Annotated in this window: 20 protein-coding genes and 2 tRNA genes; 11 read left to right on the plus strand and 11 right to left on the minus strand. The window is 65.7% G+C overall.

The features are described 5' to 3' along the window. Window positions 1-23: 23 nt before the first annotated feature. Window positions 24-1,400, minus strand: coding sequence for a cysteine--tRNA ligase (cysS, locus tag HFK18_RS11700; RefSeq protein ID WP_180166386.1), 1,377 nt, complete (start codon window positions 1,398-1,400; stop codon window positions 24-26). 186 nt (window positions 1,401-1,586) lie between these two features. Between cysS and HFK18_RS11705 the strand changes: the two genes are divergently transcribed. The 11 genes from HFK18_RS11705 to HFK18_RS11755 all read left to right on the plus strand — a co-directional run bounded on the left by HFK18_RS11705 (window position 1,587) and on the right by HFK18_RS11755 (window position 12,944). Next, window positions 1,587-2,150, plus strand: a complete 564-nt coding sequence (locus HFK18_RS11705; RefSeq protein ID WP_089236226.1) for a hypothetical protein — start codon at window positions 1,587-1,589, stop codon at window positions 2,148-2,150. A 330-nt stretch (window positions 2,151-2,480) separates the two neighbouring features. Further along, a complete protein-coding gene (locus HFK18_RS11710; RefSeq protein ID WP_025876421.1) occupies window positions 2,481-3,491 on the plus strand; it encodes an N-acetylornithine carbamoyltransferase in 1,011 nt (336 codons plus the stop codon). Window positions 3,492-3,548: 57 nt separating this feature from the next. Beyond that, window positions 3,549-4,742 carry an argininosuccinate synthase gene (locus HFK18_RS11715; protein ID WP_165377653.1) on the plus strand — a complete coding sequence of 398 codons (1,194 nt, stop codon included), beginning with the start codon at window positions 3,549-3,551 and terminating at the stop codon, window positions 4,740-4,742. 125 nt (window positions 4,743-4,867) lie between these two features. After that, the gene (locus tag HFK18_RS11720; RefSeq protein ID WP_180166387.1) at window positions 4,868-5,956 is read left to right on the plus strand and encodes an acetylornithine deacetylase; all 1,089 of its coding nucleotides are present in this window, start codon (window positions 4,868-4,870) and stop codon (window positions 5,954-5,956) included. A 74-nt stretch (window positions 5,957-6,030) separates the two neighbouring features. Next, the gene (locus tag HFK18_RS11725) at window positions 6,031-7,359 is read left to right on the plus strand and encodes an acetylglutamate kinase (RefSeq protein ID WP_180166388.1); all 1,329 of its coding nucleotides are present in this window, start codon (window positions 6,031-6,033) and stop codon (window positions 7,357-7,359) included. Window positions 7,360-7,364: 5 nt separating this feature from the next. Then, window positions 7,365-7,964 carry a GNAT family protein gene (locus tag HFK18_RS11730; protein ID WP_180166389.1) on the plus strand — a complete coding sequence of 200 codons (600 nt, stop codon included), beginning with the start codon at window positions 7,365-7,367 and terminating at the stop codon, window positions 7,962-7,964. 10 nt (window positions 7,965-7,974) lie between these two features. Next, entirely contained in the window at window positions 7,975-8,931 is a 957-nt protein-coding gene (argC, locus tag HFK18_RS11735; RefSeq protein ID WP_180166390.1) for an N-acetyl-gamma-glutamyl-phosphate reductase, read from the plus strand. Between the two features lie 18 nt (window positions 8,932-8,949). Beyond that, entirely contained in the window at window positions 8,950-10,245 is a 1,296-nt protein-coding gene (argH, locus tag HFK18_RS11740; protein ID WP_099821198.1) for an argininosuccinate lyase, read from the plus strand. After that, on the plus strand, window positions 10,245-10,508 hold the full coding sequence (locus HFK18_RS11745) for a YciI family protein (protein ID WP_089236219.1): 264 nt from the start codon (window positions 10,245-10,247) through the stop codon (window positions 10,506-10,508). The genes argH and HFK18_RS11745 overlap by 1 nt, the downstream gene beginning before the upstream one ends. A 10-nt stretch (window positions 10,509-10,518) precedes the next feature. Beyond that, entirely contained in the window at window positions 10,519-11,676 is a 1,158-nt protein-coding gene (gene proB, locus HFK18_RS11750) for a glutamate 5-kinase (RefSeq protein WP_180166391.1), read from the plus strand. After that, complete coding sequence (locus HFK18_RS11755) at window positions 11,673-12,944, plus strand: glutamate-5-semialdehyde dehydrogenase (RefSeq protein WP_180166392.1); 1,272 nt, start codon at window positions 11,673-11,675, stop codon at window positions 12,942-12,944. Before proB ends, HFK18_RS11755 begins: the two co-directional genes overlap by 4 nt. Before the next feature lie 561 nt (window positions 12,945-13,505). Here the strand turns inward: HFK18_RS11755 and pgaD are convergent. From pgaD to HFK18_RS11805, 10 genes are all read right to left on the minus strand, one after another. Next, on the minus strand, window positions 13,506-13,997 hold the full coding sequence (gene pgaD, locus HFK18_RS11760; RefSeq protein WP_180166393.1) for a poly-beta-1,6-N-acetyl-D-glucosamine biosynthesis protein PgaD: 492 nt from the start codon (window positions 13,995-13,997) through the stop codon (window positions 13,506-13,508). Then, entirely contained in the window at window positions 13,994-15,247 is a 1,254-nt protein-coding gene (gene pgaC / locus HFK18_RS11765; protein ID WP_100460680.1) for a poly-beta-1,6-N-acetyl-D-glucosamine synthase, read from the minus strand. Before pgaC ends, pgaD begins: the two co-directional genes overlap by 4 nt. Window position 15,248: 1 nt before the next feature. Next, the gene (gene pgaB / locus HFK18_RS11770; protein ID WP_180166394.1) at window positions 15,249-17,156 is read right to left on the minus strand and encodes a poly-beta-1,6-N-acetyl-D-glucosamine N-deacetylase PgaB; all 1,908 of its coding nucleotides are present in this window, start codon (window positions 17,154-17,156) and stop codon (window positions 15,249-15,251) included. A 1-nt stretch (window position 17,157) separates the two neighbouring features. After that, window positions 17,158-19,197, minus strand: a complete 2,040-nt coding sequence (pgaA, locus tag HFK18_RS11775; RefSeq protein ID WP_180166395.1) for a poly-beta-1,6 N-acetyl-D-glucosamine export porin PgaA — start codon at window positions 19,195-19,197, stop codon at window positions 17,158-17,160. Between the two features lie 374 nt (window positions 19,198-19,571). Then, window positions 19,572-20,777, minus strand: a complete 1,206-nt coding sequence (locus HFK18_RS11780) for an MFS transporter (protein ID WP_180166396.1) — start codon at window positions 20,775-20,777, stop codon at window positions 19,572-19,574. A 226-nt stretch (window positions 20,778-21,003) separates the two neighbouring features. Next, window positions 21,004-21,080, minus strand: a tRNA-Pro gene (locus HFK18_RS11785). A gap of 138 nt (window positions 21,081-21,218) precedes the next feature. Next, window positions 21,219-21,295, minus strand: a tRNA-Pro gene (locus HFK18_RS11790). A 56-nt stretch (window positions 21,296-21,351) separates the two neighbouring features. Then, window positions 21,352-21,465, minus strand: coding sequence for a cytochrome bd-I oxidase subunit CydX (gene cydX / locus HFK18_RS11795; protein WP_025876452.1), 114 nt, complete (start codon window positions 21,463-21,465; stop codon window positions 21,352-21,354). 54 nt (window positions 21,466-21,519) lie between these two features. Beyond that, complete coding sequence (gene cydB / locus HFK18_RS11800) at window positions 21,520-22,674, minus strand: cytochrome d ubiquinol oxidase subunit II (RefSeq protein ID WP_088101726.1); 1,155 nt, start codon at window positions 22,672-22,674, stop codon at window positions 21,520-21,522. Window positions 22,675-22,689: 15 nt separating this feature from the next. Beyond that, window positions 22,690-24,273, minus strand: a complete 1,584-nt coding sequence (locus HFK18_RS11805) for a cytochrome ubiquinol oxidase subunit I (RefSeq protein WP_099821188.1) — start codon at window positions 24,271-24,273, stop codon at window positions 22,690-22,692. Between the last annotated feature and the right edge of the window lie 130 nt (window positions 24,274-24,403).

Consider the following 24,403-nt stretch of genomic DNA (forward strand, 5'->3'; position numbering starts at 1 on the left):
GGCCGGCCACGGGGCAGGGCAGGTCAGCCGCGCTTGCGCGACCAGCGCACGCCCTGCGGGGTGTCTTCCAGCACGATGCCCTCGGCGGCCAGCTGGTCGCGGATGGCGTCGGAACGGGCGAAGTCGCGCGCCTGCTTGGCCGCCGCGCGTTCGTCGATCAAGCCCTGGATGCGCGCGTCGTCGTCGCTGTCGCCAGCGGCGTTGCCGAACCATTGCGCCGGGTCGGCCTGCAGCAGGCCCAGGGCGAGGCCGGCGCCGAGCAGTTCGCTCTTCAAGCGTGCGCGTTCGCCGGGATCGGTGGCGCGGCGCGCTTCGCCGGCGATACGGGCCACTTCGGCCAGCGCCTGCGGCGTATTGAGATCGTCATCCAATGCTGCTTCGATGTCTGCCGGGATCACTGCCGTGGCGGCCACATCGGCCAGCTCGCGCAGCGTGCCGTACAGGCGGTCGAGGGTGCGCCCGGACTGTTCGATCAGCGCGTCGGACCAGTCCAGCGGCTGCCGGTAGTGGGCCGACAGCAAGGCCAGGCGCAGTGCCTCGGGGGCGTGTTTACGCACCAGGTCGTGGACGCGCTCGATGTTGCCGATCGACTTGCTCATCTTGGCGCCGCCGAAGTTGAGCATGCCGTTGTGCAGCCAGAAGCGCGCGAACACCTTGCCGCCGTGCGCGCACTCGCTCTGCGCGATCTCGTTTTCGTGGTGCGGGAACTGCAGGTCGACGCCACCGGCATGGATGTCGATGGTCTCGCCCAGGTGTGCGGCGGCCATCGCCGAGCATTCGATATGCCAGCCCGGACGGCCGCGGCCCCACGGCGATTCCCAGCCAGGCAGGTCGTCGCCGGACGGCTTCCACAGTACGAAGTCGCCGGGCGCGCGCTTGTAGGGAGCAACCTCGACACGGGCACCGGCCAGCATTTCGTCCGGATCGCGGCGCGACAGCTTGCCGTAGCCCTCGAAACTGCCGACGGCGAACAGCACATGGCCCTCGGCGGCGTAAGCATGCCCGCTGCTGACCAGCTGCTCGATCATGGTAATGATCTGCGCCATGTGTGCGGTCACTTCCGGCTCGATGTCCGGCGGCACCACGCCCAGCGCGGCCATGTCTTCACGGTAGGCCGCGGCGAAACGGTCGGTGATGGTGCTGATCGGCACCCCCTGCTCGCGTGCGGCGGTGTTGATCTTGTCGTCCACGTCGGTGATGTTGCGGGCATAGCGCAGGGCACCGAAGCGCCGCCGCAGCAGGTCGGCCAGCACCCCGAACACCACCGGTCCACGGGCATTGCCGATGTGCACGTAGTTGTAGACCGTCGGGCCGCACACATACAGGGTCGGACAGGCCGGGTCGAGCGGGGTGAACGGTTCGAGCTGGCGAGTCAGGTTGTTGTGCAGGCGCAGGGTCATGGGTCTGTGACTGGGGGACAAGCCTGTGATTTTAGAACGTGTCGGGCCCCTTTGGGGGGACCATTGCCACCGGTGGACGTCACCGGCGGGTGGGTGGGGTGGGCAGGAACGACGCGGACGGGTAATGTTCAGCCCCTTGCGGTCACCACTGCCTACACTATTGCCGTGTCCCTGCTCCCATCGCCAATGAAAACCACCGCGTTGCTGACCCTGGCCTGCCTGTCGGCGCTGCCCGCCGTGGTCCTGGCCCAGGAGGCCGAGCCCCGCAACCGGGTGGTGATCGTGGAGAACGTGAAGTTCGACTACGCTCAGGTGCTCAACGTGGAGCCGGTGTTCCAGACCTTGCGCGCAACCCGTACCGAGGAGCACTGCGAGCCGGTCTCGACCCGCACCCTGGCCCCGGTCAACGTCACCGGCGAGGAGCCGGTCGAGGACAAGGGCCGCATCGGCCGCCTGTGGGATTCGGTGCGCTCGATGTTCAAGCGCAGCGACGAGGAGACGCTGGAGGAGCTTCCGGCGGAAACCCCCGCCCCGGCGCCGGCCAATACCGGTCCGATGCTGACCCGTGACTGTCGCATCGTGCCTGTCGGGCGTGAGTTCCGCCGCCCCATCGCCTACGACGTGGACTATGTCTACAAGGGCACCAAGTACCGTTCACGGCTGCCGGAGGACCCTGGCAACCGGCTGAAGATCCGGGTTTCGATCACCCCGTGGGTAGGCCCCGAGCAGGCTGCCGCTGGTACCCCCTGATTCTGCGACGCCGGCCTCTTGCGCCGGCCTCGGCCGCATGTAAAGATTGCCGACCAATGAAGCTCACCGACTTCCAGCACGACAGCAGCGCCGCCCGCCAGGCCACTGGCATGACGTCGCGTGCCCGTCGACCGGAACCCCACATTCTCGCTGGGTAATCCGGAGCTTTCTGCTGTTCGTCCGAAAAAAACCCAGCCCGCCGGCTGGGTTTTTTCGTTTCCGCGTTCTGAAAAGCTTCATCTGCAACCTTTTCGTATCACCTTGGTTCCCGGTTTTCCCTTCCACCTTCCACCGCGTCGGCCACCGGCGCCGCTCATGCAAGGAATGATGATGTCCCCCAAGCACTTCCTGAACACCCAGGACTGGAGCCGCAGCGAACTTGACGCGCTGCTGACCCAGGCTGCGCTGTTCAAGCGCAACAAGCTCGGCGACCAGCTCAAGGGCAAGTCGATCGCGCTGGTGTTCTTCAATCCGTCCATGCGTACCCGCACCAGTTTCGAGCTGGGCGCGTTCCAGCTCGGTGCCCACGCAGTGGTGCTGCAGCCGGGCAAGGATGCATGGCCGATCGAGTTCAACCTCGGCACGGTGATGGACGGCGATACCGAAGAGCACATCGCTGAAGTGGCCAAGGTGCTCGGCCGTTACTGCGACATCATCGCCGTGCGCGCGTTCCCGAAGTTCGTCGACTGGGCCTACGACCGCCAGGACGTCGTGCTCGAGAGTTTCGCCAGGTACTCGCCGGTGCCGGTGATCAACATGGAGACCATCACCCACCCGTGCCAGGAACTGGCGCACGTGATGGCCCTGCAGGAGCATTTCGGTACCCAGGACCTGCGCGGCAAGAAGTACGTGCTGACCTGGACCTACCATCCCAAGCCGCTGAACACCGCGGTGGCCAACTCGGCGCTGACCATCGCCACCCGCATGGGCATGGACGTGACGCTGCTGTGCCCGACCGCCGACTACATCCTCGACGAGCGCTACATGGGCTGGGCCGAGCAGAACGTGGCCGAGAGCGGCGGTTCGCTGAAGATCAGCCATGACATCGACAGCGCCTATGCCGGTGCCGACGTGGTCTATGCCAAGAGCTGGGGCGCGCTGCCGTTCTTCGGCAACTGGGAGCCGGAGAAGCCGATCCGCGACCAGTTCAAGCACTTCATCGTGGACGAGCGGAAGATGGCGCTGACCAACAACGGTGTGTTCAGCCACTGCCTGCCGCTGCGCCGCAACGTCAAGGCGACCGACGGCGTGATGGATTCGCCGCAGTGCATCGCCATCAACGAGGCCGAGAATCGCCTGCATGTGCAGAAGGCGATCATGGCCGCTGTTGCCGGGCGCTGATTTCTCCATTCGAACATTTCCGCCGGGCATGGCCCGGCGCTACCAGGACATACCCCCATGAGCAACAAAGACGTCGTTCTCGCCTTCTCCGGCGGCCTTGATACCAGCTTCTGCGTGCCGTACCTGCAGGAGCGCGGCTACAACGTGCATACCGTGTTCGCCGATACCGGCGGTGTGGATGACGAAGAGCGCGATTTCATCGAGAAGCGTGCCGCCGAACTGGGTGTCACCAGCCACCAGACCGTCGATGGCGGTCCGGCCATCTGGTCCGGCTTCGTCAAGCCGTTCGTGTGGGCCGGCGAGGGCTACCAGGGCCAGTACCCGCTGCTGGTGTCGGACCGTTACCTGATCGTCGATGCCGCGCTCAAGCGCGCCGCCGAACTGGGCACCAACATCATCGCCCACGGCTGCACCGGCATGGGCAACGACCAGGTGCGTTTCGACCTGGCAGTGAAGGCCCTGGGTGACTATCAGATCATCGCGCCGATCCGCGAGATCCAGAAGGAACACACCCAGACCCGCGCCTACGAGCAGAAGTACCTGGAAGAGCGTGGCTTCGGCGTGCGCGCCAAGCAGCAGGCCTACACCATCAACGAGAACCTGCTGGGCCTGACCATGTCCGGCGGCGAGATCGATCGTTGGGAAGCACCGGGCGAGGGCGCCCGTGGCTGGTGCGCACCGCGCAGCGAATGGCCGGAAGCACCGCTGACCGTCACCCTGAAGTTTGTCGAAGGCGAAGCCGTGGAGCTCAACGGCAAGGCCCTGCCGGGTGAGCAGATCCTGGCCCAGCTCAACAAGCTGTTTGCCCCCTACGGCGTCGGCCGTGGCGTGTACACCGGCGACACCGTGATCGGCCTGAAGGGCCGCATCGTGTTCGAGGCACCGGGCCTGGTCTCGCTGCTGGCCGCGCACCGTGCGCTGGAAGATGCGGTGCTGACCAAGCAGCAGAACCGCTTCAAGCCGGACGTGGCGCGCAAGTGGGTGGAGCTGGTGTACGAAGGCTTCTACCACGACCCGCTGAAGACCGACATCGAAGCCTTCCTGAAATCCTCGCAGGCCAAGGTCAACGGCGAAGTGGTGCTGGAAACCCGTGGCGGTCGCGTCGACGCCGTGGCGGTGAAGTCGCCGCACCTGCTCAACACCAAGGGCGCCACCTATGCGCAGTCGGCCGACTGGGGCGTGGAGGAAGCCGAAGGCTTCATCAAGCTGTTCGGCATGAGCTCGACGCTTTACGCGCAAGTCAATCGCTGAGCGATTGAATTGCGCGCGCGTCTCCCGCGCATTCCACCTAATCCCCGCGCCGTTGGCGCGCCCCCTTGAACATCAAGGGGGCTCTCCTCCAGCCGGTACACGTTGTACTGAAGGATCTTTGATTCATGCTTGAACAGACGCTCGATCACCTGCAGGCACTGGTGTCCTTCGACACGCGTAACCCGCCGCGTGCGATCACCACCGGCGGCATCTTCGACTACCTGCGCGACAACCTGCCCGGGTTCAATGTCGAGGTGATCGACCATGGCGCTGGCGCGGTCAGCCTGTATGCGGTGCGCGGTACGCCGAAGTACCTGTTCAACGTGCATCTGGACACCGTGCCGGACTCGCCGCACTGGAGTGCCGATCCGCACGTGATGCGCCGCCTCGACGACCGCGTGGTCGGCCTCGGTGTGTGTGACATCAAGGGGGCGGCTGCTGCGCTGGTGGCTGCAGCCAATGCCAGTGATGGCGACGCGGCGTTCCTGTTCTCCAGCGATGAAGAAGCCAACGATCCGCGCTGTATTGCTGCATTCCTGGCCCGGGGCATCAAGTACGAAGCGGTGCTGGTGGCCGAACCGACCATGAGCGAAGCGGTGCTCGCGCATCGTGGCATCAGCTCGGTGCTGATGCAGTTCGCCGGCCGTGCCGGCCATGCGTCGGGCAAGCAGGATGCCGCCGCCAGCGCGCTGCACCAGGCGATGCGCTGGGGCAACCGCGCGCTGGACCACGTCGAATCGCTGGCTTCTGCACGCTTTGGTGGACTGACCGGCCTGCGCTTCAACATCGGGCGCGTTGAAGGTGGCATCAAGGCCAACATGATCGCGCCGGCGGCGGAAGTGCGCTTCGGCTTCCGGCCGCTGCCGTCGATGGATATCGATGCGCTGCTGGCGACCTTTGCCGGTTTCGCCGAACCGGAAGCGGCACTGTTCACCGAAACCTTCCGTGGCCCCAGCCTGCCGGCGGGCGACATCGCCGAAGCCGAGAACCGCCGCCTGCTGGCGCGCGACGTGGCCGATGCGTTGGATATTCCGATCGGCAACGCGGTGGACTTCTGGACCGAGGCGTCGCTGTTCTCGGCCGCTGGCTATACCACGCTGGTGTTCGGCCCGGGCGACATCGCCCAGGCCCACACCGCCGACGAGTTCGTGACGCTGGAGCAGCTGCAGCGCTACGCCGATGCCGTACACCGGATCATCGCCGCCGGCGCCTGATCGACCCACAACGCCGCTGCGCTTCTGCGCGGCGGAACTGCAACGCGGCGACCGCCGCCTGTGACGAAACCGAAATGTCTCCTGCCCTCCAGCCCCACCGTCAGACCCGCCAGACCATCGTGCGCCTGCTCTCGAGCATGGCCAGCGCGAAGGAGATCAGCCAGTACCTCAAGCGCTTCTCGCAGCTGGACGCCAAGCGCTTCGCCGTGGTCAAGGTCGGCGGCGCAGTGCTGCGCGACGATCTCGACGCGCTGACCTCCTCGCTGTCGTTCCTGCAGGAGGTCGGCCTGACCCCGATCGTGCTGCATGGCGCCGGCCCGCAGCTGGATGCGGAACTGGCGGCCGCCGGCATTGAAAAGCAGACGGTCAACGGCCTGCGGGTGACGTCGCCGGAAGCGCTGGCGATCGTGCGCCGGGTGTTCCAGCAATCCAACCTGCGCCTGGTCGAAGCCCTGCAGCAGAACGGCGCGCGCGCCACGTCCATCACGGGTGGCGTGTTCGAGGCGGAGTACCTGGGCCTGGATACCTACGGCCTGGTCGGCGAGGTGAAGAAGGTCAACCTGGCACCGATCGAAGCCAGCCTGCGTGCCGGCTCGATCCCGGTCATCACCAGCCTCGGTGAGACCGCCGGCGGGCAGATCCTCAACGTCAATGCCGACTTCGCCGCCAACGAACTGGTGCAGGAACTGCAGCCATACAAGATCATCTTCCTGACCGGTACCGGCGGCCTGCTGGACGAAGCGGGCAACGTGATCGATTCGATCAACCTGTCCACCGAGTACGACCACCTGATCGCGCAACCGTGGATCCATGGCGGCATGAAGGTGAAGATCGAACAGATCAAGTCGCTGCTGGATCGCCTGCCGCTGGAATCGTCGGTGTCGATCACCCGGCCCGCCGACCTGGCCAAGGAACTGTTCACCCACAAGGGCTCGGGCACGCTGGTGCGCAAGGGCGAGAAGGTGCTGCGTGCAACCGCCTGGAGCGAGCTGGACCTGCCGCGCCTGAAGGGCCTGATCGAATCCAGTTTCGGTCGTACCCTGGTGGCGGACTATTTCCAGAAGACCACGCTGCTGCGCGCCTATGTGAGTGAGAACTACCGCACGGCGGTGATCCTCACCGATGAGGCCGAGGGCGTGTACCTGGACAAGTTCGCCGTGCTCGACGATGCGCAGGGCGAAGGCCTTGGCCGCGCCGTCTGGAACGTGATGCGCGAGGAAACCCCGCAGCTGTTCTGGCGCTCGCGCAACGGCAATCCGATCAACCATTTCTACTACGCCGAATCCGATGGCTGCTACAAGCAGGGCCATTGGAAGGTGTTCTGGTACGGTGCTGATGGCATCGACCGGATCAGGACCTATGTCGACCACTGCGCCGTGCGCGCACCGAGCCTGGAGGGCTGAGCGCGATGAACCACGCCGACTGGACCCGGGTACCCACGCTGACCGGCACGCATGCGCGGCTCGAACCGCTGCAGATGAACCATATCGACGGCCTGCGCGGTGCGTTGGGTGACGGTGCGTTGTCGAAGCTCTGGTACACCCAGGTACCTGATGCGAAGACCATGACCAGCTATGTGCAGGCCGCGCTGCAGGTTCAGGCCGAGGGCAAGGTGCTGCCGTTCGTGGTGTTCGATGCCAACGACCAGATCGTCGGCACCACCCGCTACTACGACCTGCAACCGGACGTGCCGCGGCTCAGCATCGGCTACACCTGGTATGGCGAGTCGGTGCAGCGCACCGGAGTCAACACCGAAACCAAGCTGATGCTGCTCAGCCATGCCTTCGAGCGGCTGGAATGCCTGAGCGTGGTGTTTGAAACCAGCTGGTTCAACTTCACCTCGCGTACCGCGATCGCACGCCTGGGGGCCAAGCAGGATGGCGTGCTGCGCAATCACCGTCGTCATCCCGACGGCACGCCGCGCGACACCGTCATCTTCTCCATCATCGACGCAGAATGGCAGGGCGTGAAACGCCACCTGCAGCACCGCCTCGACTCGCACGCATGAGCACGCACGCATGAGCACTTCCTCCTCGTTCACCGTCGGCATCGTCGGCGCCCGCGGCCATACCGGTGCCGAGCTGATCCGGCTGGTGGCCGCGCATCCGAACCTGCAGCTGGGCTTCGTCTCTTCGCGCGAACTGGCCGGGCAGCGCGTATCCGACCACTACCCGCAATGGCAGGGTGAACTGCAGTTCGAAAATCTCGACGCCGATGCCGTTGCCGCCAAGGGCGTGGATGCGGTGATCCTGGCGCTGCCCAATGGCCTGGCTGCTCCGTTCGTGGCGGCGCTGGAAACGGCGAAGCCGGACACGGTGATCGTCGATCTGTCGGCCGACTACCGTTTCGACACTGCCTGGTACTACGGCCTGCCCGAGCTTACCCGCGACCGTTACAACGGCCAGAAGCACATCAGCAATCCCGGCTGCTATGCCACCGCGATGCAGCTGGCGATCCATCCGCTGCGCGATCTGCTGGCGGGCCCGCCGCAGTGCTTCGGTGTGTCCGGCTACTCCGGTGCCGGCACCTCGCCGTCGGACAAGAACAATGTCGAGCTGCTGGCCGACAACCTGATGCCGTACGCGCTGACCAACCACGTGCACGAGCGTGAGGTGTCCGTGCAGCTCGGCGTGGCCGTCGAATTCATGCCGCACGTCGCGCCGCATTTCCGTGGCATCACTCTCACCGCCAACCTGTGGTTGAACCGTGTGCAGACCCGCGAGCAGATCGTCGAGCGCTTCCAGCAGGCCTATGCCGGTGAAGCACTCATCGAGGTCGTGGACGAGGCGCCGTGGGTGAGCCGCATCGCTGGCCGCCATGGCGCCCAGGTCGGCGGCTTCACGCTGGCCCCGGGCGGCAAGCGGGTGGTGGTGGTGGCGACCCTGGACAACCTGCTCAAGGGCGCGGCCACCCAGGCCATGCAGAACCTCAATCTCGCGCTGGGCATCGACGAACTGACGTCGATCCCGCACTGAAACCGCACAGGAGCCCCCATGGCAGACCTTCTTTGGCAGAAGCCCGGCGTCGCTGTCGATGCCCAGATCCAGACCTTCCTCGCCGGCGACGACGTGATCCTCGACCGCGAATTCTTCCTGCATGACATCGCCGCCAGCGCCGCGCACGCGCAGGGCCTGCAGCACATCGGCATCCTCAGCGCCGATGAACTCGCTGGCCTGCTGCGCGAACTGGAGGTGCTGGCGCAGGACTTCCGCGAAGGCCGCTTCGTGCTGGATACGCAGTATGAAGATGGCCATTCCGCCATCGAGGCACGGTTGACCGAGCGCCTGGGTGATGCAGGCCGCAAGATCCACACCGGCCGCAGCCGCAACGACCAGATCCTGGTCGCCACCCGGTTGTGGTTGAAGGAGAAGCTGCAGCGCGTCGCGCAGGTCAGTGCCGAAGTGGCCAAGGTGGCGCTCGACCGTGCGCAGGCCGAGCAGCATCTGCCGATTCCCGGTTACACCCACATCCAGCGTGCCGTGGTGTCCTCGGCAGGCATGTGGTGGGCTGGGTGGGCCGAGGCCTTCATCGACAACGCTGTGCGTGCCCGCGATACCCATGCACTGGTTGATGCCAATCCGCTCGGCACCGCCGCCGGTTACGGCGTGAACCTGCCGCTGGACCGCGAGCACACCACCCGCGCGCTTGGCTTTGCGCGCATGCAGATCTCGCCGATCTACGCGCAGCTGTCGCGTGGCAAGTTCGAACTGGCCGCACTGGAAGCGCTGGGCGGTGCGACCCTGGACCTGCGCCGCATCGCCTGGGACCTGTCGCTGTTCACCAGCGCCGAATTCGGTTTCGTCGCGCTGCCGGCGCAGTACACCACCGGCAGTTCGATCATGCCCAACAAGCGCAATCCGGACGTGATCGAGCTGATGCGGGCGACCCATGCCAGCGTCGCAGCCGCACGCACCGAGATCGAGCAGCTGCTGTCGCTGCCGTCGGGCTACCACCGCGATCTGCAGTCGTCCAAGGGCGCGATCTTCCACGGCTTCGGTCGTGGCCTGGCCGCGCTGGAGCTGCTGCCGGCGCTGTTGGCCAACCTGGAATGGCGCGATGACAAGCTGCGCGCAGCGATCGATTCGGGCATGTACGCCACCGATGTAGCGGTGGAAGCTGCGGTCGCGGGCGTACCCTTCCGCGAGGCCTACAAGGCCGCTGCTGCCGGCGCCGACAGCGCGGGGCAGGGGCGTACGCCAGAAGGCAGCCTGGCGGCGCGTGTATCGCCGGGTTCGGCGTCGGACCTGCGCCTGGATGAACTGCGCGCGCGCTGGCAGGCGCTGTCCTGATGGCCGGCACCGTCTACCTGGTGCTGGCGATGCGCCAGCCCGGCTTCACCGACGCTGTGGTGCAACCGCACCGCGACTTTCTTGATGCCCTGCAGGCCGAGGGCAAGCTGCAGCTGACCGGTGGCTTTGCCGATGGCAGTGGCGGCGCCTATGTGCTGTGCAACGTCGACAGCCTGGCGCAGGCACAGGCCATCGTCGCCACCGATCCGCTGGTGACGATGCAGGCATCGGCGCTGAGTGTCCACGAATGGAATACCCGCTGAGGCGCTCCTGATGACTGTCCACGCCGCCACCGTTGCATCGCCGTTCCCCGAACAAGCGCTGCCGTCGTGGCGGCGTGCCGTGCTCAAGGTCGGCAGCAGCCTGCTCGCGGCCGATGGCGGTGGCCTGTCGCCGCGTCATGCGCTGGGCCTGGCCCAGTTCGTCTCGGCCAACGTGCTGGCTGGGCGCGAAGTGGTGATCGTCTCCTCGGGTGCGGTGGCTGCCGGCCGCGCGATCCTGCCCAGGGCTGATGAGCCTGGTGCGGCGATGGCTGCGCGTCAGGCATTGGCGGCACTTGGCCAGGCGCAGCTGATCGGTCTGTGGCAGCGCTTCTTCGAGCGCCCGGTGGCGCAGGTGCTGCTGACCCATGACGATCTGCGCAACCGCCGTCGCTATCTCAACGCGCGGGCAACCCTCAACGAGTTGTTGCGGCTGGGTGCGCTGCCGGTGGTCAACGAGAACGACACCGTATCGGTGGACGAACTCAAGCTCGGTGACAACGACAACCTGGCTGCGACCGTGGCGGCGCTGGTCGATGCCGATGCACTGTTCATCGCCACCGACATCGATGGCCTCTACAGTGCCGACCCGCGCACGCATGCCGATGCACGGCCGCTGCACGACGTGCCCGAGTTGAATGATGCCGTGCTGGCGATGGCCGGTGGTGCCGGTTCAGTCGCCGGTACCGGTGGCATGCGCACCAAGCTGGAGGCCGCGGCCAAGGCCGGTCGTGTCGGCATCGAAACCTATCTGTTCAACGGCCGCAGTGGCGAGGTGGTGCGCGCGCTGGCGCAGGATCGCCTGTTCGGCACCCGCATCCACGCGGCGCGCAGCCGCGAGGCCGCCCGCAAGCACTGGCTGCGGCACGCGCCGCTGGCCGAAGGCGCGATCCTGATCGACGCCGGTGCAGCGCAGGCGATGCGCGAGAAGGGCGCCTCACTGCTGCCCGGTGGTATCACCGGTGCCGACGGCGCGTTCCGCCGTGGTGACATGGTGCAGGTGTGCTGGAACACCGACGCCGGCCGGGTCTGCGTGGCCCGTGGTGTCAGCCAGTACGCCGCCGATGACGTGCGCCGCATTGCCGGCCGCCACACGCGCGACATCCAGACCGTGCTCGGCTACAACTACGGCGGTACCGTCGTCCATCGTGACGATCTGGTGCTGCCATGAACCCATTGCAGGATGTCCCGATGAGTGAGATCGAATCGCAGGCCCGCGCCTGCCGTGACGCAGCCCAGGTGGTCGCTGGCCTCGACAGCGATGCCCGCAGGGCGCTGCTGCTGGCGATGGCGCAGTCACTGGAGGTCAATGCCGGGCAGATTCTTGCAGGCAACGCGCGCGACCTCGCTGCCGCCCGCGACAAGGGCGTGGGCAGTGCGATGCTCGACCGCCTGGCGCTGGACCCGGCGCGCCTGCTGGCGATGGCCGACGCCGTGCGTGAGGTGGCGGGCCTGCCGGACCCGGTCGGGCAGGTGACCCGCGACGACGTGCGACCGAACGGCATCCGCGTACAGAAGGTGCGCGTGCCGCTGGGAGTGATCGCGATGATCTACGAAGCACGCCCGAACGTGACCGCCGAAGCCGCCGCGCTGTGCCTGAAGGCGGGCAACGGCGTGATTCTGCGTGGAGGTTCGGAGGCCATCCATTCCAACACTGCCATCGCCCAGGCATTGGCCGGGGCATTGAAGGCCAACGGCGTGCCCCCTGCCGCGGTGACGGTGCTGACCGACCTGCGCCGCGAAGCCATGCTGGAACTGCTGCAGCTGCATGAACTGATCGACCTGGCGATCCCGCGCGGTGGCGAAGGCCTGATCCGCTTCGTTGCAGAACACGCGCGGGTACCGGTGATCAAGCACTACAAGGGTGTGTGCCATCTGTTCGTCGATGCCAGTGCCGACCCTGCCAAAGCGCTCGATCTGCTGGTGGATGGCAAGTGCAGTCGCCCGTCCGCGTGCAATTCACTGGAAACCCTGCTGGTGCACCAGGACATTGCCGCAGACTTCCTGCCGCGCGCCGCGCAGGCGCTGGCCGAACGTGGTGTGCAGCTGCGTGCCGACGCGCGCGCGCAGCCGTTGCTGCCGGGAAGCACTGTTGCCAGCGAGGACGACTATGCCGCCGAGTTCCTTGATCTGGTACTGGCGGTCCGCGTGGTCGACGATCTTGACGCAGCGATCGCGCACATCCGCACCTACACCTCCGACCATACCGAGGTGATCGCCACCGAAGACGCGGCCAGTGCCGAACGTTTCGTCAACGCGTTGCGCTCGGCGGTGGTGATGGTCAACGCGTCGTCGCGCTTTTCCGATGGCGGCCAGCTCGGTCTCGGCAGCGAGATCGGCATCTCCACCACGCGCCTGCATGCCTATGGCCCGATGGGACTGGAAGCACTCACGGTCGAACGTTTCGTAGTGCGCGGCGAAGGCCAGGTCAGAAGCTAGGTTCACGGCCGGGCTGCGCCCGGCACCTGCAGAGACAACGGCAACAGCCGATGCAACGGCCGAAGCAACGGCAAAAGCTGGGTTCCTGTGGGATGGCGGGGCGGGTCCGGTTGCGGGGGACGCCGTAAATCCATCCATGGAGGCTTGGGCGCGCCATCCATGGCGCTTACACCCCCGCAACCGGACCCACCCCGCCTTCGACAGATTTCCGCGAGATGTCGGAACGGCATTCTGTGCTGCTGTTGGTAGGTGTCGACCTTGGTCGACACGTAGATCCACGCCATGCGTGGATTCTTTTCGTTCAATTGTCGAAATATTCGATTTCGATTTCGATTTCGATTTCGATTGAGATGGACCCACCGTCACCGGAAAACTGTCGAAGGCGGGGCGGTGTCGGATTGCGGGGTGTCCGCGGCATGGATGCCGCGGCCAAGCCCCCATGGATGGGTTTACGGCGTCCCCGCAATCCGACACCGCCCCGCCATCCCACTGACTGCCAGCTGTTGCCGTTGCTGTTGCTTCGGCCTCTGCGGGTGCCGGGCGCAGCCCGGCCGAACCCCCTTACCGCAACAGCTGCGCAGTCATGCCCAGCGGCCGCGCATGCTCATCCATGTGCAGGGTGATGGCCTTCGCATTGAACATCTGTTCGGCGAGCTGATCACTAGCACCAAGCGAACGGGCGATCTCCGAGCGGCTGGCGTCCTCGCGTGGGTTGCGCCGTTCCCTGCCGGCGAAGCGGTAGCGGTTGTATTCGGCCCAGGCGATCAGCAGCAGCGCGCAGCCGGCCAGGATCACCGGCAGGGCGATGATCACGAACGGATCCAGTTGCTGCTTGCGCTCGTACAGTTGCAGCCACGCCTGCTGCCCACCCAGCACCCAGGACACCAGGGTGACCAGCGGCGCCCATAGATAGAAGTAGAACCCCCAGAACGCCAGGGTCACAAACCCCCAGGCGGTGCGCTGCAGGCGGGGCTGCTTGCGCGGTTTCTGGATCAGGCGCGAGTCGAAGCGGTTGGACGGCTTCCTCGTGGCGGTCTGGCGATGTGCGTTCATCGGATACCCCTGTCTGGGCTGACCCAGGTTGCACGCTTGCCACGCCGCCTGAGCAGGGTCTTGGGCAGCGCCACCAGCGTTGTGAACAGGCTGATCAACCAGTACGCCATCGGGTACCAGATGACCCAGAAATAGTTGCGGCCGATATGCGTTTCGTAACGCCTGTCGATGATCAGGCTGCTGGCGAACTGCAGCAGGCAGACCAACGCCAGGATCACGCCATGCCATTGCGGCAGCAACGTGTCGATGTACAACTGCGGCGGCACCGGGATGAACTTGCCCAGTGCCCACAGCAGGATGATCGCGAGCATGGTGTAGGCCCACAGCACGCTGAGGATGTATTCCAGCAGCACGCCCCACATGCGCCGCTTGCGCCAGCTGAACAACGAGGAGCCGTGGCGCAGCAGCACTTCCACACCGCCCTGCGCCCAGCGCAGGCGCTGCCGCCACAGTCCCTTCAGGGTTTCCGGCATCAGGATGAAGCACAGTGCGTTGGGCTCGTAACGGATGTCCCAATGATCCAGCTGCAGCCGCCAGCTGATGTCGATGTCCTCGGTGACCATGTCATCGGCCCAGTAGCCGATGCGGTGCAGGGCCGTGCGACGGAACGCGGCGATGACGCCGGAGACGGTGAAGATGCGGCCGTAAACGCGTTGGGCGCGCTTGATCATGCCGATGATCGACGAGAACTCCGCCACCTGCAGGCGGCCGAGCAGGGTGGAGCGGTTGCGGATGCGCGGGTTGCCGGTCACCGCGCCCACGCGCGGACCGCTGGTCAGGTGCCAGACCATCCAGTGCATGGCGAATTCTTCCAGCATGGCGTCGCCGTCGATGCACACCAGGTATTCCGATCGGGCAGCCAGGGCGCCCATGCGCAGCGCGTTGGCCTTGCCCAGGTTGCGATCCAGATGGACCACGCGCAGGCGTGGGTGCAGGGCCGCAAGTGCGTCCAGGCGGGCGCCGGTATCGTCGCTGCTGCCATCGTTGATGGCGATCACTTCGAAGTCCGGATAGCGCTGCGCCAATGCCGCGCCGAGGGTGTCGTCCAGGTTCGCCGATTCGTTGTGGCAGGGAATCAACAGGCTGGCGAACGGATACTCCGCCATGGGCGGTGGATCGTTGCGCGGCCGCGATTTCCGCTCACGGCGGAAGAAGTAGTACAGGCCACCGGACATCCAGAAGAACGCCATCACCATGGGGTAGAAGAAGGCGAACTGGAACATGGCGTTGAGCCACGGGTTCATGTCCACGTCACTTCTCCGGATACGGGAAATTGCGCGCGGACATCGCCGCGCGTGCATCCTGGGTCGACGGCTTGTCGGCAATGAAATCGTCCGGGTACCACGCGAAATGACGCACGCCCTGGGCCTGCAGGCGACGGATCTGCGCGCGCAGCTGTTCGCCGCTGATCGGCGTCTGCGTGCGCCAGTCCACGGTCTGCAGCTCGAACATCGTGTGCTTCAGGTCCGGGTCGTGCTCGCGCACTGCCACCACCAGGCGGTCCATCCAGCGCTGGGGACGGCGGCTGCCTTCCATCCACGGCATCGCCATCAGCGCGGTGCGGTCATAGGCCTTGTTGAACAGATCCAGGCGCTGGGCAAACCATGCCGCACTCTGCGGCTCCAGCACCGGCTGCGCGTACAGGTTGCGTACGGTGCCCAGCTTGGGGCGCCAGCGTTGTGCGCTGTCACGCAGTTCCAAAGTGAAATCGATCAGCGCCTGGGTGCGGCCACCGTCGCTGCCTTCCTGTGGCAGCTGCGCCAGTTCGGTATCGCGTACATAGCCGTCATCGTGGAACAACAGGCCTTCGAAGTACGAATTGATCGCCAGGTCTTCGTAGATGTCCTTGATGATCTGCCGTGCCTGCGGCTTGGTGAAATCCAGGCGGTACATGCCATCGCGTTCCGGGCTCTGGATGCCCAGCGCCGCACGCTGCGCAGCGTCGGGCAGTTCATAGCCCAGCACCGGCAGCCACGCGTAGACCTTCACCCCGGCGCGGGTTTTCAGCTGCCAGGCGACACGGTTGAACAGGTCCGCGCGCATCGGCAGGTGGCGGTTCGGGAAGTACAGGGCATCGGCGGTGTTGTTGCCGTCCGGGTCGGCGAAGGCCTGCAGGTAGACATGGGTCGGGCCGATCCGCTTCACGCGCTCGATCAGGGCATCCAGGTTGCGCGCCTGCTGTGCAGGGTCGCTGTCGTAGACCGAATCCAGGTCGATCTGCAGTGCACGGGTGCCGTCCAGGTTGACGTTGCGACGCAGCTCGAAGGCCAGCGAGGTGACGTTCGGATTGCTGGTCACCAGCAGGCGTGCAAGGCCGTGCAGGTCGGCGGTTACCGGCGTGCTGCGTCCTTCCAGGTCGAAGGACACCGGCATGCCCAGCTGCTCGGCGATGTCGTTGCTCAACTGGTTGTAGGCGGCATACGGCCAGACGATCGCTTTCGGGCGTACGCCCAGTTCCTTCTCGATGCGCTGCACGCTGCGGCCCAGATCATCGCGCAGGCGCTTCTCGTACTCCTGCGCGCTTTCATAGCGCTGCGCCTTCGGGTCGTAGATGCGGGTGATCACCGCCGGGGTCTGGTTGCCCTGCGGGTTGGACTGCACGCCGTGGTGCAGGTTGTCGGTATGGCTGGCCAGTTCGATCAGGCCGCTGGCCTGCATCTCGCGCAGCTGGTCCCAGGTCAGGAAATCGTCATGGCCGAACGGACGGTAGCCGTAGTCGATGGTGCGGCCCGGTGCCATGTCGACGTAGTCGGTGATCACCGCCACCAGCGCCGGATAGTTGTACGCGCGCAGCAGTGGATAGACACGGCTGTACACGCTGCGCAGGCCGTCGTCGAAGGTCAGCAGTACCGGCCGCGGCGGCAGCTTTGCTTCCCCCCGCGAGGCCTTGATCAGCTGCGACAGCGAGACCGGGTGATAGCCATGGGCGGACAGCCAGTCCAGGTGTGCGGCGAAGTTCTGCGTGCTGACCGCGTAGGCGTCGGCATCCGATTTTTCCAGCACATCATCGCGCACGTCGTGATAGCTGAGTACCAGCAGGCCGTTGTCGGCCGCGTCCAGGTCCGCGGCCGAGCGGTCGCGCTGGGCTGCGGCGGGCAGGGTGAGGAACAGCAGCGCAAGCAGCAGCACGGTCGTCAGGTTGCGAAGCATCCGTTCCATCTCATTCTCCCCAGCGCAGCGCGGCATCGAAGCCGATATGTCGTTCACGTTGGCCGTCGTAGACCGGCCGCGACCAACTCACGCCGTACTCGAGGATCCGCCCCTGATCGAACTGCCATTCGTGGCGGTAGGCCACTGTCGGAATGATTGAACTGCCAAAGCCTTCCTGCCAGTAGTTGCCAACGGACACCGTCAGGCGATGGCGGAAGTGGCGCTCGTAATGGCGCCACAACTGCTGATCGATGCGCAGGCCCACTTCCACCGAGCGATCCCGCGAGGGGTTGAAGTACGGCGCATCGTCGCGGCTGCCACGGCTGGTGTAGACACTGCCCAGGCCATCGATCAACAGGCGCGGGCGGGTCAACAGCCGTTGTTCGATCGCGCTGTTCAGCGTGTCGCGGCGGTTGCCATCGTCGTAACGGAACTGGCTGCCACCGATGCTCCAGTGGGTGCGCTCGTTGCGCGTGTAATCCACGGCAACGGCGACGCTGTCGGCAGTGATGCCGGCCACGCGCGCCTGCATCGAGGCTTCCGGGTCATTGCGGGCAGCGGTTACACCCGCGTGCCAGCGATCGTTGAACTGCCAGCCGACGCTGCCACGCAGACCGGTGTCACCGATGCTGTCATTGGGGCGCAGCACCGCCGCCTCGGCATCGACGCGGTCGAAGCGGTAACGCACGCCGGCACCGATCCACAGCGGATCGATATCCTGATCCTGGAAGGTGACCGAACGGCGGTCGGCGAAGGCGAACAGGCGCCAGCGGTCGTTGAGAACCGGCGAGGCGACTTCCATGCCGTAGTGCAGGTCGTCGTTGCCCAGCGGCGAGGTGCCGCCACCGCCGGAACTGCGGCCGCCCTCGACCGTGGCCAACAGCTGCCAGCCGCGATGGGCGCGCCAGTCGCGGTCCATGCGCTGCACCGACGGCTGGCTTGGATAGCGGGCCAGAAGATCGTCATGCAGCGGTCGCGCCAGGTCGTCGCGTTGCAGCTGCACGTAGGATTCGTACATGCCCAGCCGCGGCGCGATGTCACGCGGGTCCAGGGTGTAGGCCATCTGGTGACGTTCCAGTGCGCGCCGTGGCCAGCCGCGCATCTGGTAGACGCTGCCCAGCGAGGTCTGCAGGCTGCCATTGCCCGGGCCGACGTCGACCAGCGCTTCCAGCTCGCGCTGGGCCGTGGGCAGATCGCCGCTGTAGGCCCGCACCATCGCCAGGTTCAGGTCGGCTTCGTAGCGTGCCCAGTTCTGGAAGGGTGTCTTGCCACCGCCCCAGCGCCATGCCGGTTCATCCTTCTGCCACGCCTGAAGGTAGCCCACCGCCTTCTCCGCCTGCTCGGTTTCCAGGTAGGCATAGGCCAGCTCCGAGCGCGACTGGAAGCGCGAGGGATCGTTCTTCGCGGCGGCCTCCAGCAACGGGATGGCTTCTTCCGGATTCTGGGTGGACATCAGCGAGTCGCCCACCGCTGGCAGCACGTAGTCGGGCAGGGCATGGCCCTCGCGCTGCAGCGCCCGGGCTTCGTCGCGCACCTGCGCGTGACGGGCCAGGCGGTTGAGCAGGATCAGCCGGTCCATGCGGATCCGCAGCGGCGCCTGCGCCTGCGCGGTGCCATCGCGCTCGACGTACTGCTCCATTTCCGCCAGCGAAGCCTCGGCCTCGTCCAGCCGGGTGTCTTCGGTTTCCCCGTAGGCCAGGCTCCAGTTGACCAGCTTGGCCACGTAGTTGGCTTCCAGCCGCGCCTTCTGGTCCTGGTCGAACAGGTTGGGCCGGGCCTGGTAAAGCCGCCAGGCGCGATGGGCATTGCCGATGTCGCCCAGGGTCAATACCTGCAGCTTGTACAGCAGGTCGTCGTTGGGCTCGCGCAGCTGCGCCCGCTCGATTGCCGCCAGGGCATCGACCCAGCGCGCCTGGTCACGGTAGTGGCCGATTTCGGCGAGCCGTTCGGCGCGCGTGGTCGCGGTGGGCGGCGGCGCTGCATCAGCCCAGGACGCCAGAGTGGCGCAGGCCAGGCCGACGCAGAACGCCAGCGGACGGTAGACAACCATGAGACCCCCTAAGCATCCATACCTGAACGATGCGCTCAAAGTGTGACGCACATCACATGCCAACTGTAGCTGACGCTTTGCCGATGCGGGCAGTTGCGGTCCGTACCAGATTGACGGAAAGTCCGTGACGGATCGGCCAACCCTTCTGCAACGCATTGTTGAAAAAGGTATTTTTTGATTGCTCCGGCGGCAAGGGGGCGGCAGCACGGCACGTCCCCGGGCTGTCCGGCACCCCAAGCCGCGCCCGGCTCTGGACGCGAACCGGGTCAGCTTTGGACACGCTACGTCACCCGCTGCGGTGGCGGTGTGTAGGTCGCGGTAGTGGGGTGTGTGGGTCCAGCTTCACGGCGGCGGGCGTCAGGCAGCCGGGGCGGTCACCACAGGTCTTCCAGCTTGCGCGGCTTGCAGGCGACCCACGAGGCGCACAGCATCAGCACCGCGCAGCCGAACAGGAAGGCGAAGGGCAGGGTCCAGCCCTCGCTGACGGTATGCAGCCAGCCGACCAGGAACGGGCCCAGGCAGCTGAAGCTGTAGCCCACGCCCTGCATGAAGCCGGACAAGGCGGCCGAGCCGGTGGGGGTGCGCGTACGTAGATTGATCAGGGTCAGCGCCAGCGGGAACGTGGACGGCCCGACGCCCAGCAGGCAGGCCCACAGCAACGGCGCCTTCATCGGCGCGAACAGCAGGCCAGCGAAGGCGATGACGAAAGCGGAAAAGCCGATCAGCACCAGCGGGAACGGGTTCTGCAGGCGGACCGCCAGCGATGGGATCACCAGCGAAGGCAGCAGGCCCAATGCCGAAAACACCGCCACCATCACCCCACCGAAGGCGGGCGTGGCACCGGCTTCGACCACGATGCGCGGCAGCCAGGTGAACATCGAATAGGTCATCAGCGAGGTCATGCCGAACATCAGCGTCATGCTCCAGCCCAACGAGGTACGCCAGACCTTCCCGTGCGGCTGCGCGGTGGGGTCGTTGCTGTCCAGCACCGGCCTGGGCGCACTGCGTGCCAGCAGCATCCATGGCAGGGTCGCCGCCAGCGCCAGCAACGCCCACATGCCCAGCGACACCCGCCAGCCTGCGGCGTTGGCCACCGGCACCGCCAGCAGCGCCGGCATCATCGTGCCCAGCTGCAGCACGCTGATGTACAGCGTGCTCATGGTGCCGACCTTGTTGGCGAAGTAGCGCTTCACCAGCGGCGGCACCACCACGTTGCCGATGCCCATGCCGGCCAGTGCGATCACCGAGCCCAGCAGCAGGGTGCCGACATTGCCGGCGCTGGAGCGCAGCAGCAGGCCGGTGGCGGCCATCAGCATGGCCAGCAGCGTGGTGCGCTCAAGGCCCAGGCGTCGTGCCAGCGCCGGGGTGGCGACGCCGAACAATGCGAACGAGGCGGTCGGCAGCATGCCCAGCACACCGGTCATGGTGGTGCCGAAGCCGAACTGCTGGCCGAGCACGTCCAGCAGCGGAGTGATCGAGGTGACCGCAGTACGCAGGTTGACCGCTGCCAGCAGGATCGCGGCGAACGCCAGCAGGCGACCGTGCAGCAATGATGGCGAAGGGGAGGTGGGGGACGTCATGCGGTGTTCCTTGCAGGTGGCGCACGCCGCGCAGGTGACGTGCAGCGCCCGCACCGGACAGGGCCGGTGTGGCAGGTGGGGGAGTGGTGGCCATTGTACGTGGCCGGGCCGGGCCAGGTCCCCGGCGGCATGTGCTGATGGCGGCGTAGCCGGTTGTCCCGGATTTCAGGCACAAAAAAACCCGGAGGACACGGATGTCTTCCAGGCTTCTTGGTGACCACCGAAGTGGTCGGGGAGACAGGATTCGAACCTGCGACCTCTACGTCCCGAACGTAGCGCTCTACCAGACTGAGCTACACCCCGAAGGGAGCCGCCTATTCTAGCCATTTCCCCCGATGGCGGCAAGGGGGAAGACCGTTCTGCTTCGCTGCCGTGACAGCGACTCCTGCGGGAACAAAAAAGCCTGGAAGACTTCACCAGGCTTCAATGCGACCACCGAAGTGGTCGGGGAGACAGGATTCGAACCTGCGACCTCTACGTCCCGAACGTAGCGCTCTACCAGACTGAGCTACACCCCGAAGGAGCCGCCAAGAATACGGTGTGAAGGCCGTTCCGGCAACCCTTTTTTACAGTTTCAACGCACTTCCTTGTCGGCGCGCGCGCTTTCGCGTGCTTCGAACCACATCCCGTTGAGGATGGCCACGACCGAAGCCAGGCCAGCGCCGAGAATCCAAGCGAAATACCACATGGTCAATCTCCTGTGTGCGAGGGGTGTGCCGACCCTGGGCCGGCACACGGGCAATCAGTACGCGTTGGGGTTGTCGTCCATGTCCTCGACCGTCGTCTTGCCCTTCAGCACGCGGTACACCCAGGTGGTGTAGGCGAGGATGATCGGCAGGAAGATGGCCGTGGCCAGCAGCATGACCCACAGCGTGAGGTGGCTGGACGAACTGTCCCAGACGGTCAGGCTGGAGGTGGGCTGGCTGGAGGACGGCAGCAGGAACGGGAAGATCGCAAAGCCGACGGTGAGGATGATGCCGGCAATGGACGCGCCCGAGGCGATGAAGGCCAGGCCGCCACGACGCGCGCGCAACAGCACCGCACTGGCAAGTGCACCCAGCAGGCCCAGCACCGGGAACACCAGCGTTGCCGGCATGCTGCTGTAGTTGCGCAGCCAGCCACCGGCGGCGGTGCCCAGTTCGGCGGTCTTCAACAGCGGATTGGTCGGTCCGTCGGTCACCACCTGCGAGGTGATCTGGTAGCCCGGCAGGCCGAAGGCCACCCAGGCGCCGGCAGCGGCGAACAACACGAAGCTGATGATGGCGGCGATGCTGCCGTAGCGCGCCGCACGTTCGGCCACCGGGCCGTCGGTCTTGAGCACCAGCATGGCCGCACCGTGCGATACCAGCATGGCCACGCTGATCAGGCCGGCGATGAGCGCGAACGGCGTAAGCAGGCCGAAGAACGAACCGGTGTAGGTCACGCGCAGCGTGTCATCGAAGTGGAACGGCACACCCAGCAGTACGTTGCCCACCGCGACGCCGGCAATCAGGCCCGGCAGCAGGCCACCGACGAACAGCACGCGGTCCCAGTTGTCGCGCCAGCGCTTGGACGGCAGCTTGCTGCGGTACTTGAAGCCGACCGGGCGCAGGATCAGCCCGAACAGCATCGCAAACACCGCCAGGTAGAAGCCGGAGAAGCTGACCGCATACAGCGGCGGCCATGCGGCGAAGATCGCGCCGCCACCCAGCACCAACCAGACCTGGTTGCCTTCCCAGACCGGGCCGACAGTGTTGATCACCAGCCGGCGTTCTTCATCGGTCTTGGCCACGAACGGCAGCAGGGTGCCGACGCCCAGGTCGAAACCATCCATGACGGCCCAGCCGACCAGCAGGATGCCGAGCAGCAGCCACCAGATCACGCGGAGCGTGGTGTAATCAAGTGCAATGAATTCCATCTGGATTCTCCTGCCTCAGGCCTGGCCGGGGGCAACGGCATTGGGGGAAACAGGGCGGATGTCGGCCTGCAGCGTCGGCAGGATGTCATCAGGACCCTTGCGGACCGCCTTCAGCATCAGCTTGATTTCAATGATCAGCAGCACCGTGTACAGGCTGGTGAACACCGCCAGCGTGGTCAGGATTTCATGCAGTGCCAGGCCCGATGCTGCATAGAAGGTGGGCAGCACGCCGTCCACCGCCCACGGCTGGCGACCGTACTCGGCCACGAACCAACCGCATTCGATCGCGATCCACGGCGCCGGCAGGCTCCACACGGCAAGCTTCAGGAACCAGCGCTTGTCCTGGAAGTTGTTGCGGCACGAGTAGTAGAAGGCCAGCGCGAAGAAGGCGATCAGGTAGAAGCCCAGCCCGGCCATGATGCGGAAGGTCCAGAACAGCGGCGCCACGCGCGGCACGGTATCCATCGCGGCCTTGGAGATTTCCTCCGGCGTCGCGTTGAGGATGTCTTCGCGGTAACGCTTCAGCAGCAGACCATGGCCGAGATCCTGCCAATGGCGGTCGAACATCTCCCGTGCTTCGAGGTCGTTCTTGTCCTTCTTCACCCGTTCCAGCGCGCCGTAGGCGATCTGGCCACCACGGATGCGGTGCTCTGCACGGTCGACCAGTTCGAGGATGCCCGGAATCGGCTGGTCCAGCGAACGGGTGGCGATCAGGCCCATCAGGTACGGAATCTTGATCGCGTAATCGTTGGTATGGGTGTCCTGGTTGGGAATGCCGAAGGCGGTGAAGTCCGCCGGTGCACGCTCGGTCTCCCACATCGCTTCGATCGCGGCCAGCTTCATCTTCTGGTGTTCGCTGGCGGCATAACCGCTTTCGTCACCCAGCACGACCACCGACAGCGAGGACAGCAGGCCGAAGGCTGCGGCCACCGCGAACGAACGGCGGGCCATGTCCCTGTGCTTGTTGCGCAGCAGGTACAGGGCGCTGATCGACATCACGAAGATCGCACCGGTCACGTAGCCGGCGCTGACGGTGTGCACGAACTTGGCCTGCGCCACCGGGTTCAGCAGCACCGCAGCGAAGTCGACCACTTCCATGCGCATGGTTTCGGGGTTGAACACCGCACCGGTCGGGTTCTGCATCCAGCCGTTGGCGATCAGGATCCACACCGCCGACAGGTTGGTGCCCAGCGCCATCAGCCAGGTCACGGTGAGGTGCTTGACCGGGCTCAGGCGCTTCCAGCCGAAGAAGAACAGGCCGATGAAGGTGGCTTCCAGGAAGAACGCCATCAGGCCTTCGATGGCCAGCGGCGCACCGAAGATGTCACCCACGTAATGGCTGTAGTACGACCAGTTCATGCCGAACTGGAACTCCATCACCAGGCCGGTGGCCACGCCGATGGCGAAGTTGATGCCGAACAGGGTGCCCCAGAACAGGGTCATCTGCCGCCAGACCTGCTTACGGGTCATGACGTACACGCTTTCCATGATGGCCACCATGAAGGACAGGCCAAGCGTGAGCGGTACGAATAGGAAGTGGTACATCGCGGTCAGAGCGAATTGCAGCCGCGACAGTTCTACGACTGTCTGATCAATCATGGCCTGGCTACCTCGTTGGATAGTGCCGTTGCAGGTGGCGGGAAGGGTGGTCTACGGGGTGAATGATGTGACCGACTACTTCAAACAGCCTTGATCCAGATCAATGTATGAACAGGTGTTCAGGGGGATC

The sequence above is a fragment of the Stenotrophomonas sp. SbOxS2 genome (genome assembly GCF_013416715.1).
Taxonomy (GTDB): domain Bacteria; phylum Pseudomonadota; class Gammaproteobacteria; order Xanthomonadales; family Xanthomonadaceae; genus Stenotrophomonas; species Stenotrophomonas lactitubi.

Excerpts from the sequence above, each read along its gene's own strand:
- HFK18_RS11725 (WP_180166388.1), top strand. The coding sequence starts at position 6,031 with ATGTCTCCTGCCCTCCAGCCCCACCGTCAGACCCGCCAGACCATCGTG.
- cydX (WP_025876452.1), bottom strand. The coding sequence starts at position 21,465 with ATGTGGTATTTCGCTTGGATTCTCGGCGCTGGCCTGGCTTCGGTCGTG.
- HFK18_RS11705 (WP_089236226.1), top strand. The coding sequence starts at position 1,587 with ATGAAAACCACCGCGTTGCTGACCCTGGCCTGCCTGTCGGCGCTGCCC.
- HFK18_RS11715 (WP_165377653.1), top strand. The coding sequence starts at position 3,549 with ATGAGCAACAAAGACGTCGTTCTCGCCTTCTCCGGCGGCCTTGATACC.
- HFK18_RS11780 (WP_180166396.1), bottom strand. The coding sequence starts at position 20,777 with ATGACGTCCCCCACCTCCCCTTCGCCATCATTGCTGCACGGTCGCCTG.
- cydB (WP_088101726.1), bottom strand. The coding sequence starts at position 22,674 with ATGGAATTCATTGCACTTGATTACACCACGCTCCGCGTGATCTGGTGG.
- HFK18_RS11805 (WP_099821188.1), bottom strand. The coding sequence starts at position 24,273 with ATGATTGATCAGACAGTCGTAGAACTGTCGCGGCTGCAATTCGCTCTG.
- proB (WP_180166391.1), top strand. The coding sequence starts at position 10,519 with ATGACTGTCCACGCCGCCACCGTTGCATCGCCGTTCCCCGAACAAGCG.
- pgaB (WP_180166394.1), bottom strand. The coding sequence starts at position 17,156 with ATGGAACGGATGCTTCGCAACCTGACGACCGTGCTGCTGCTTGCGCTG.
- HFK18_RS11730 (WP_180166389.1), top strand. The coding sequence starts at position 7,365 with ATGAACCACGCCGACTGGACCCGGGTACCCACGCTGACCGGCACGCAT.
- HFK18_RS11720 (WP_180166387.1), top strand. The coding sequence starts at position 4,868 with ATGCTTGAACAGACGCTCGATCACCTGCAGGCACTGGTGTCCTTCGAC.
- pgaA (WP_180166395.1), bottom strand. The coding sequence starts at position 19,197 with ATGGTTGTCTACCGTCCGCTGGCGTTCTGCGTCGGCCTGGCCTGCGCC.
- pgaD (WP_180166393.1), bottom strand. The coding sequence starts at position 13,997 with ATGAACGCACATCGCCAGACCGCCACGAGGAAGCCGTCCAACCGCTTC.
- HFK18_RS11710 (WP_025876421.1), top strand. The coding sequence starts at position 2,481 with ATGTCCCCCAAGCACTTCCTGAACACCCAGGACTGGAGCCGCAGCGAA.
- argH (WP_099821198.1), top strand. The coding sequence starts at position 8,950 with ATGGCAGACCTTCTTTGGCAGAAGCCCGGCGTCGCTGTCGATGCCCAG.
- HFK18_RS11755 (WP_180166392.1), top strand. The coding sequence starts at position 11,673 with ATGAACCCATTGCAGGATGTCCCGATGAGTGAGATCGAATCGCAGGCC.
- HFK18_RS11745 (WP_089236219.1), top strand. The coding sequence starts at position 10,245 with ATGGCCGGCACCGTCTACCTGGTGCTGGCGATGCGCCAGCCCGGCTTC.
- argC (WP_180166390.1), top strand. The coding sequence starts at position 7,975 with ATGAGCACTTCCTCCTCGTTCACCGTCGGCATCGTCGGCGCCCGCGGC.
- cysS (WP_180166386.1), bottom strand. The coding sequence starts at position 1,400 with ATGACCCTGCGCCTGCACAACAACCTGACTCGCCAGCTCGAACCGTTC.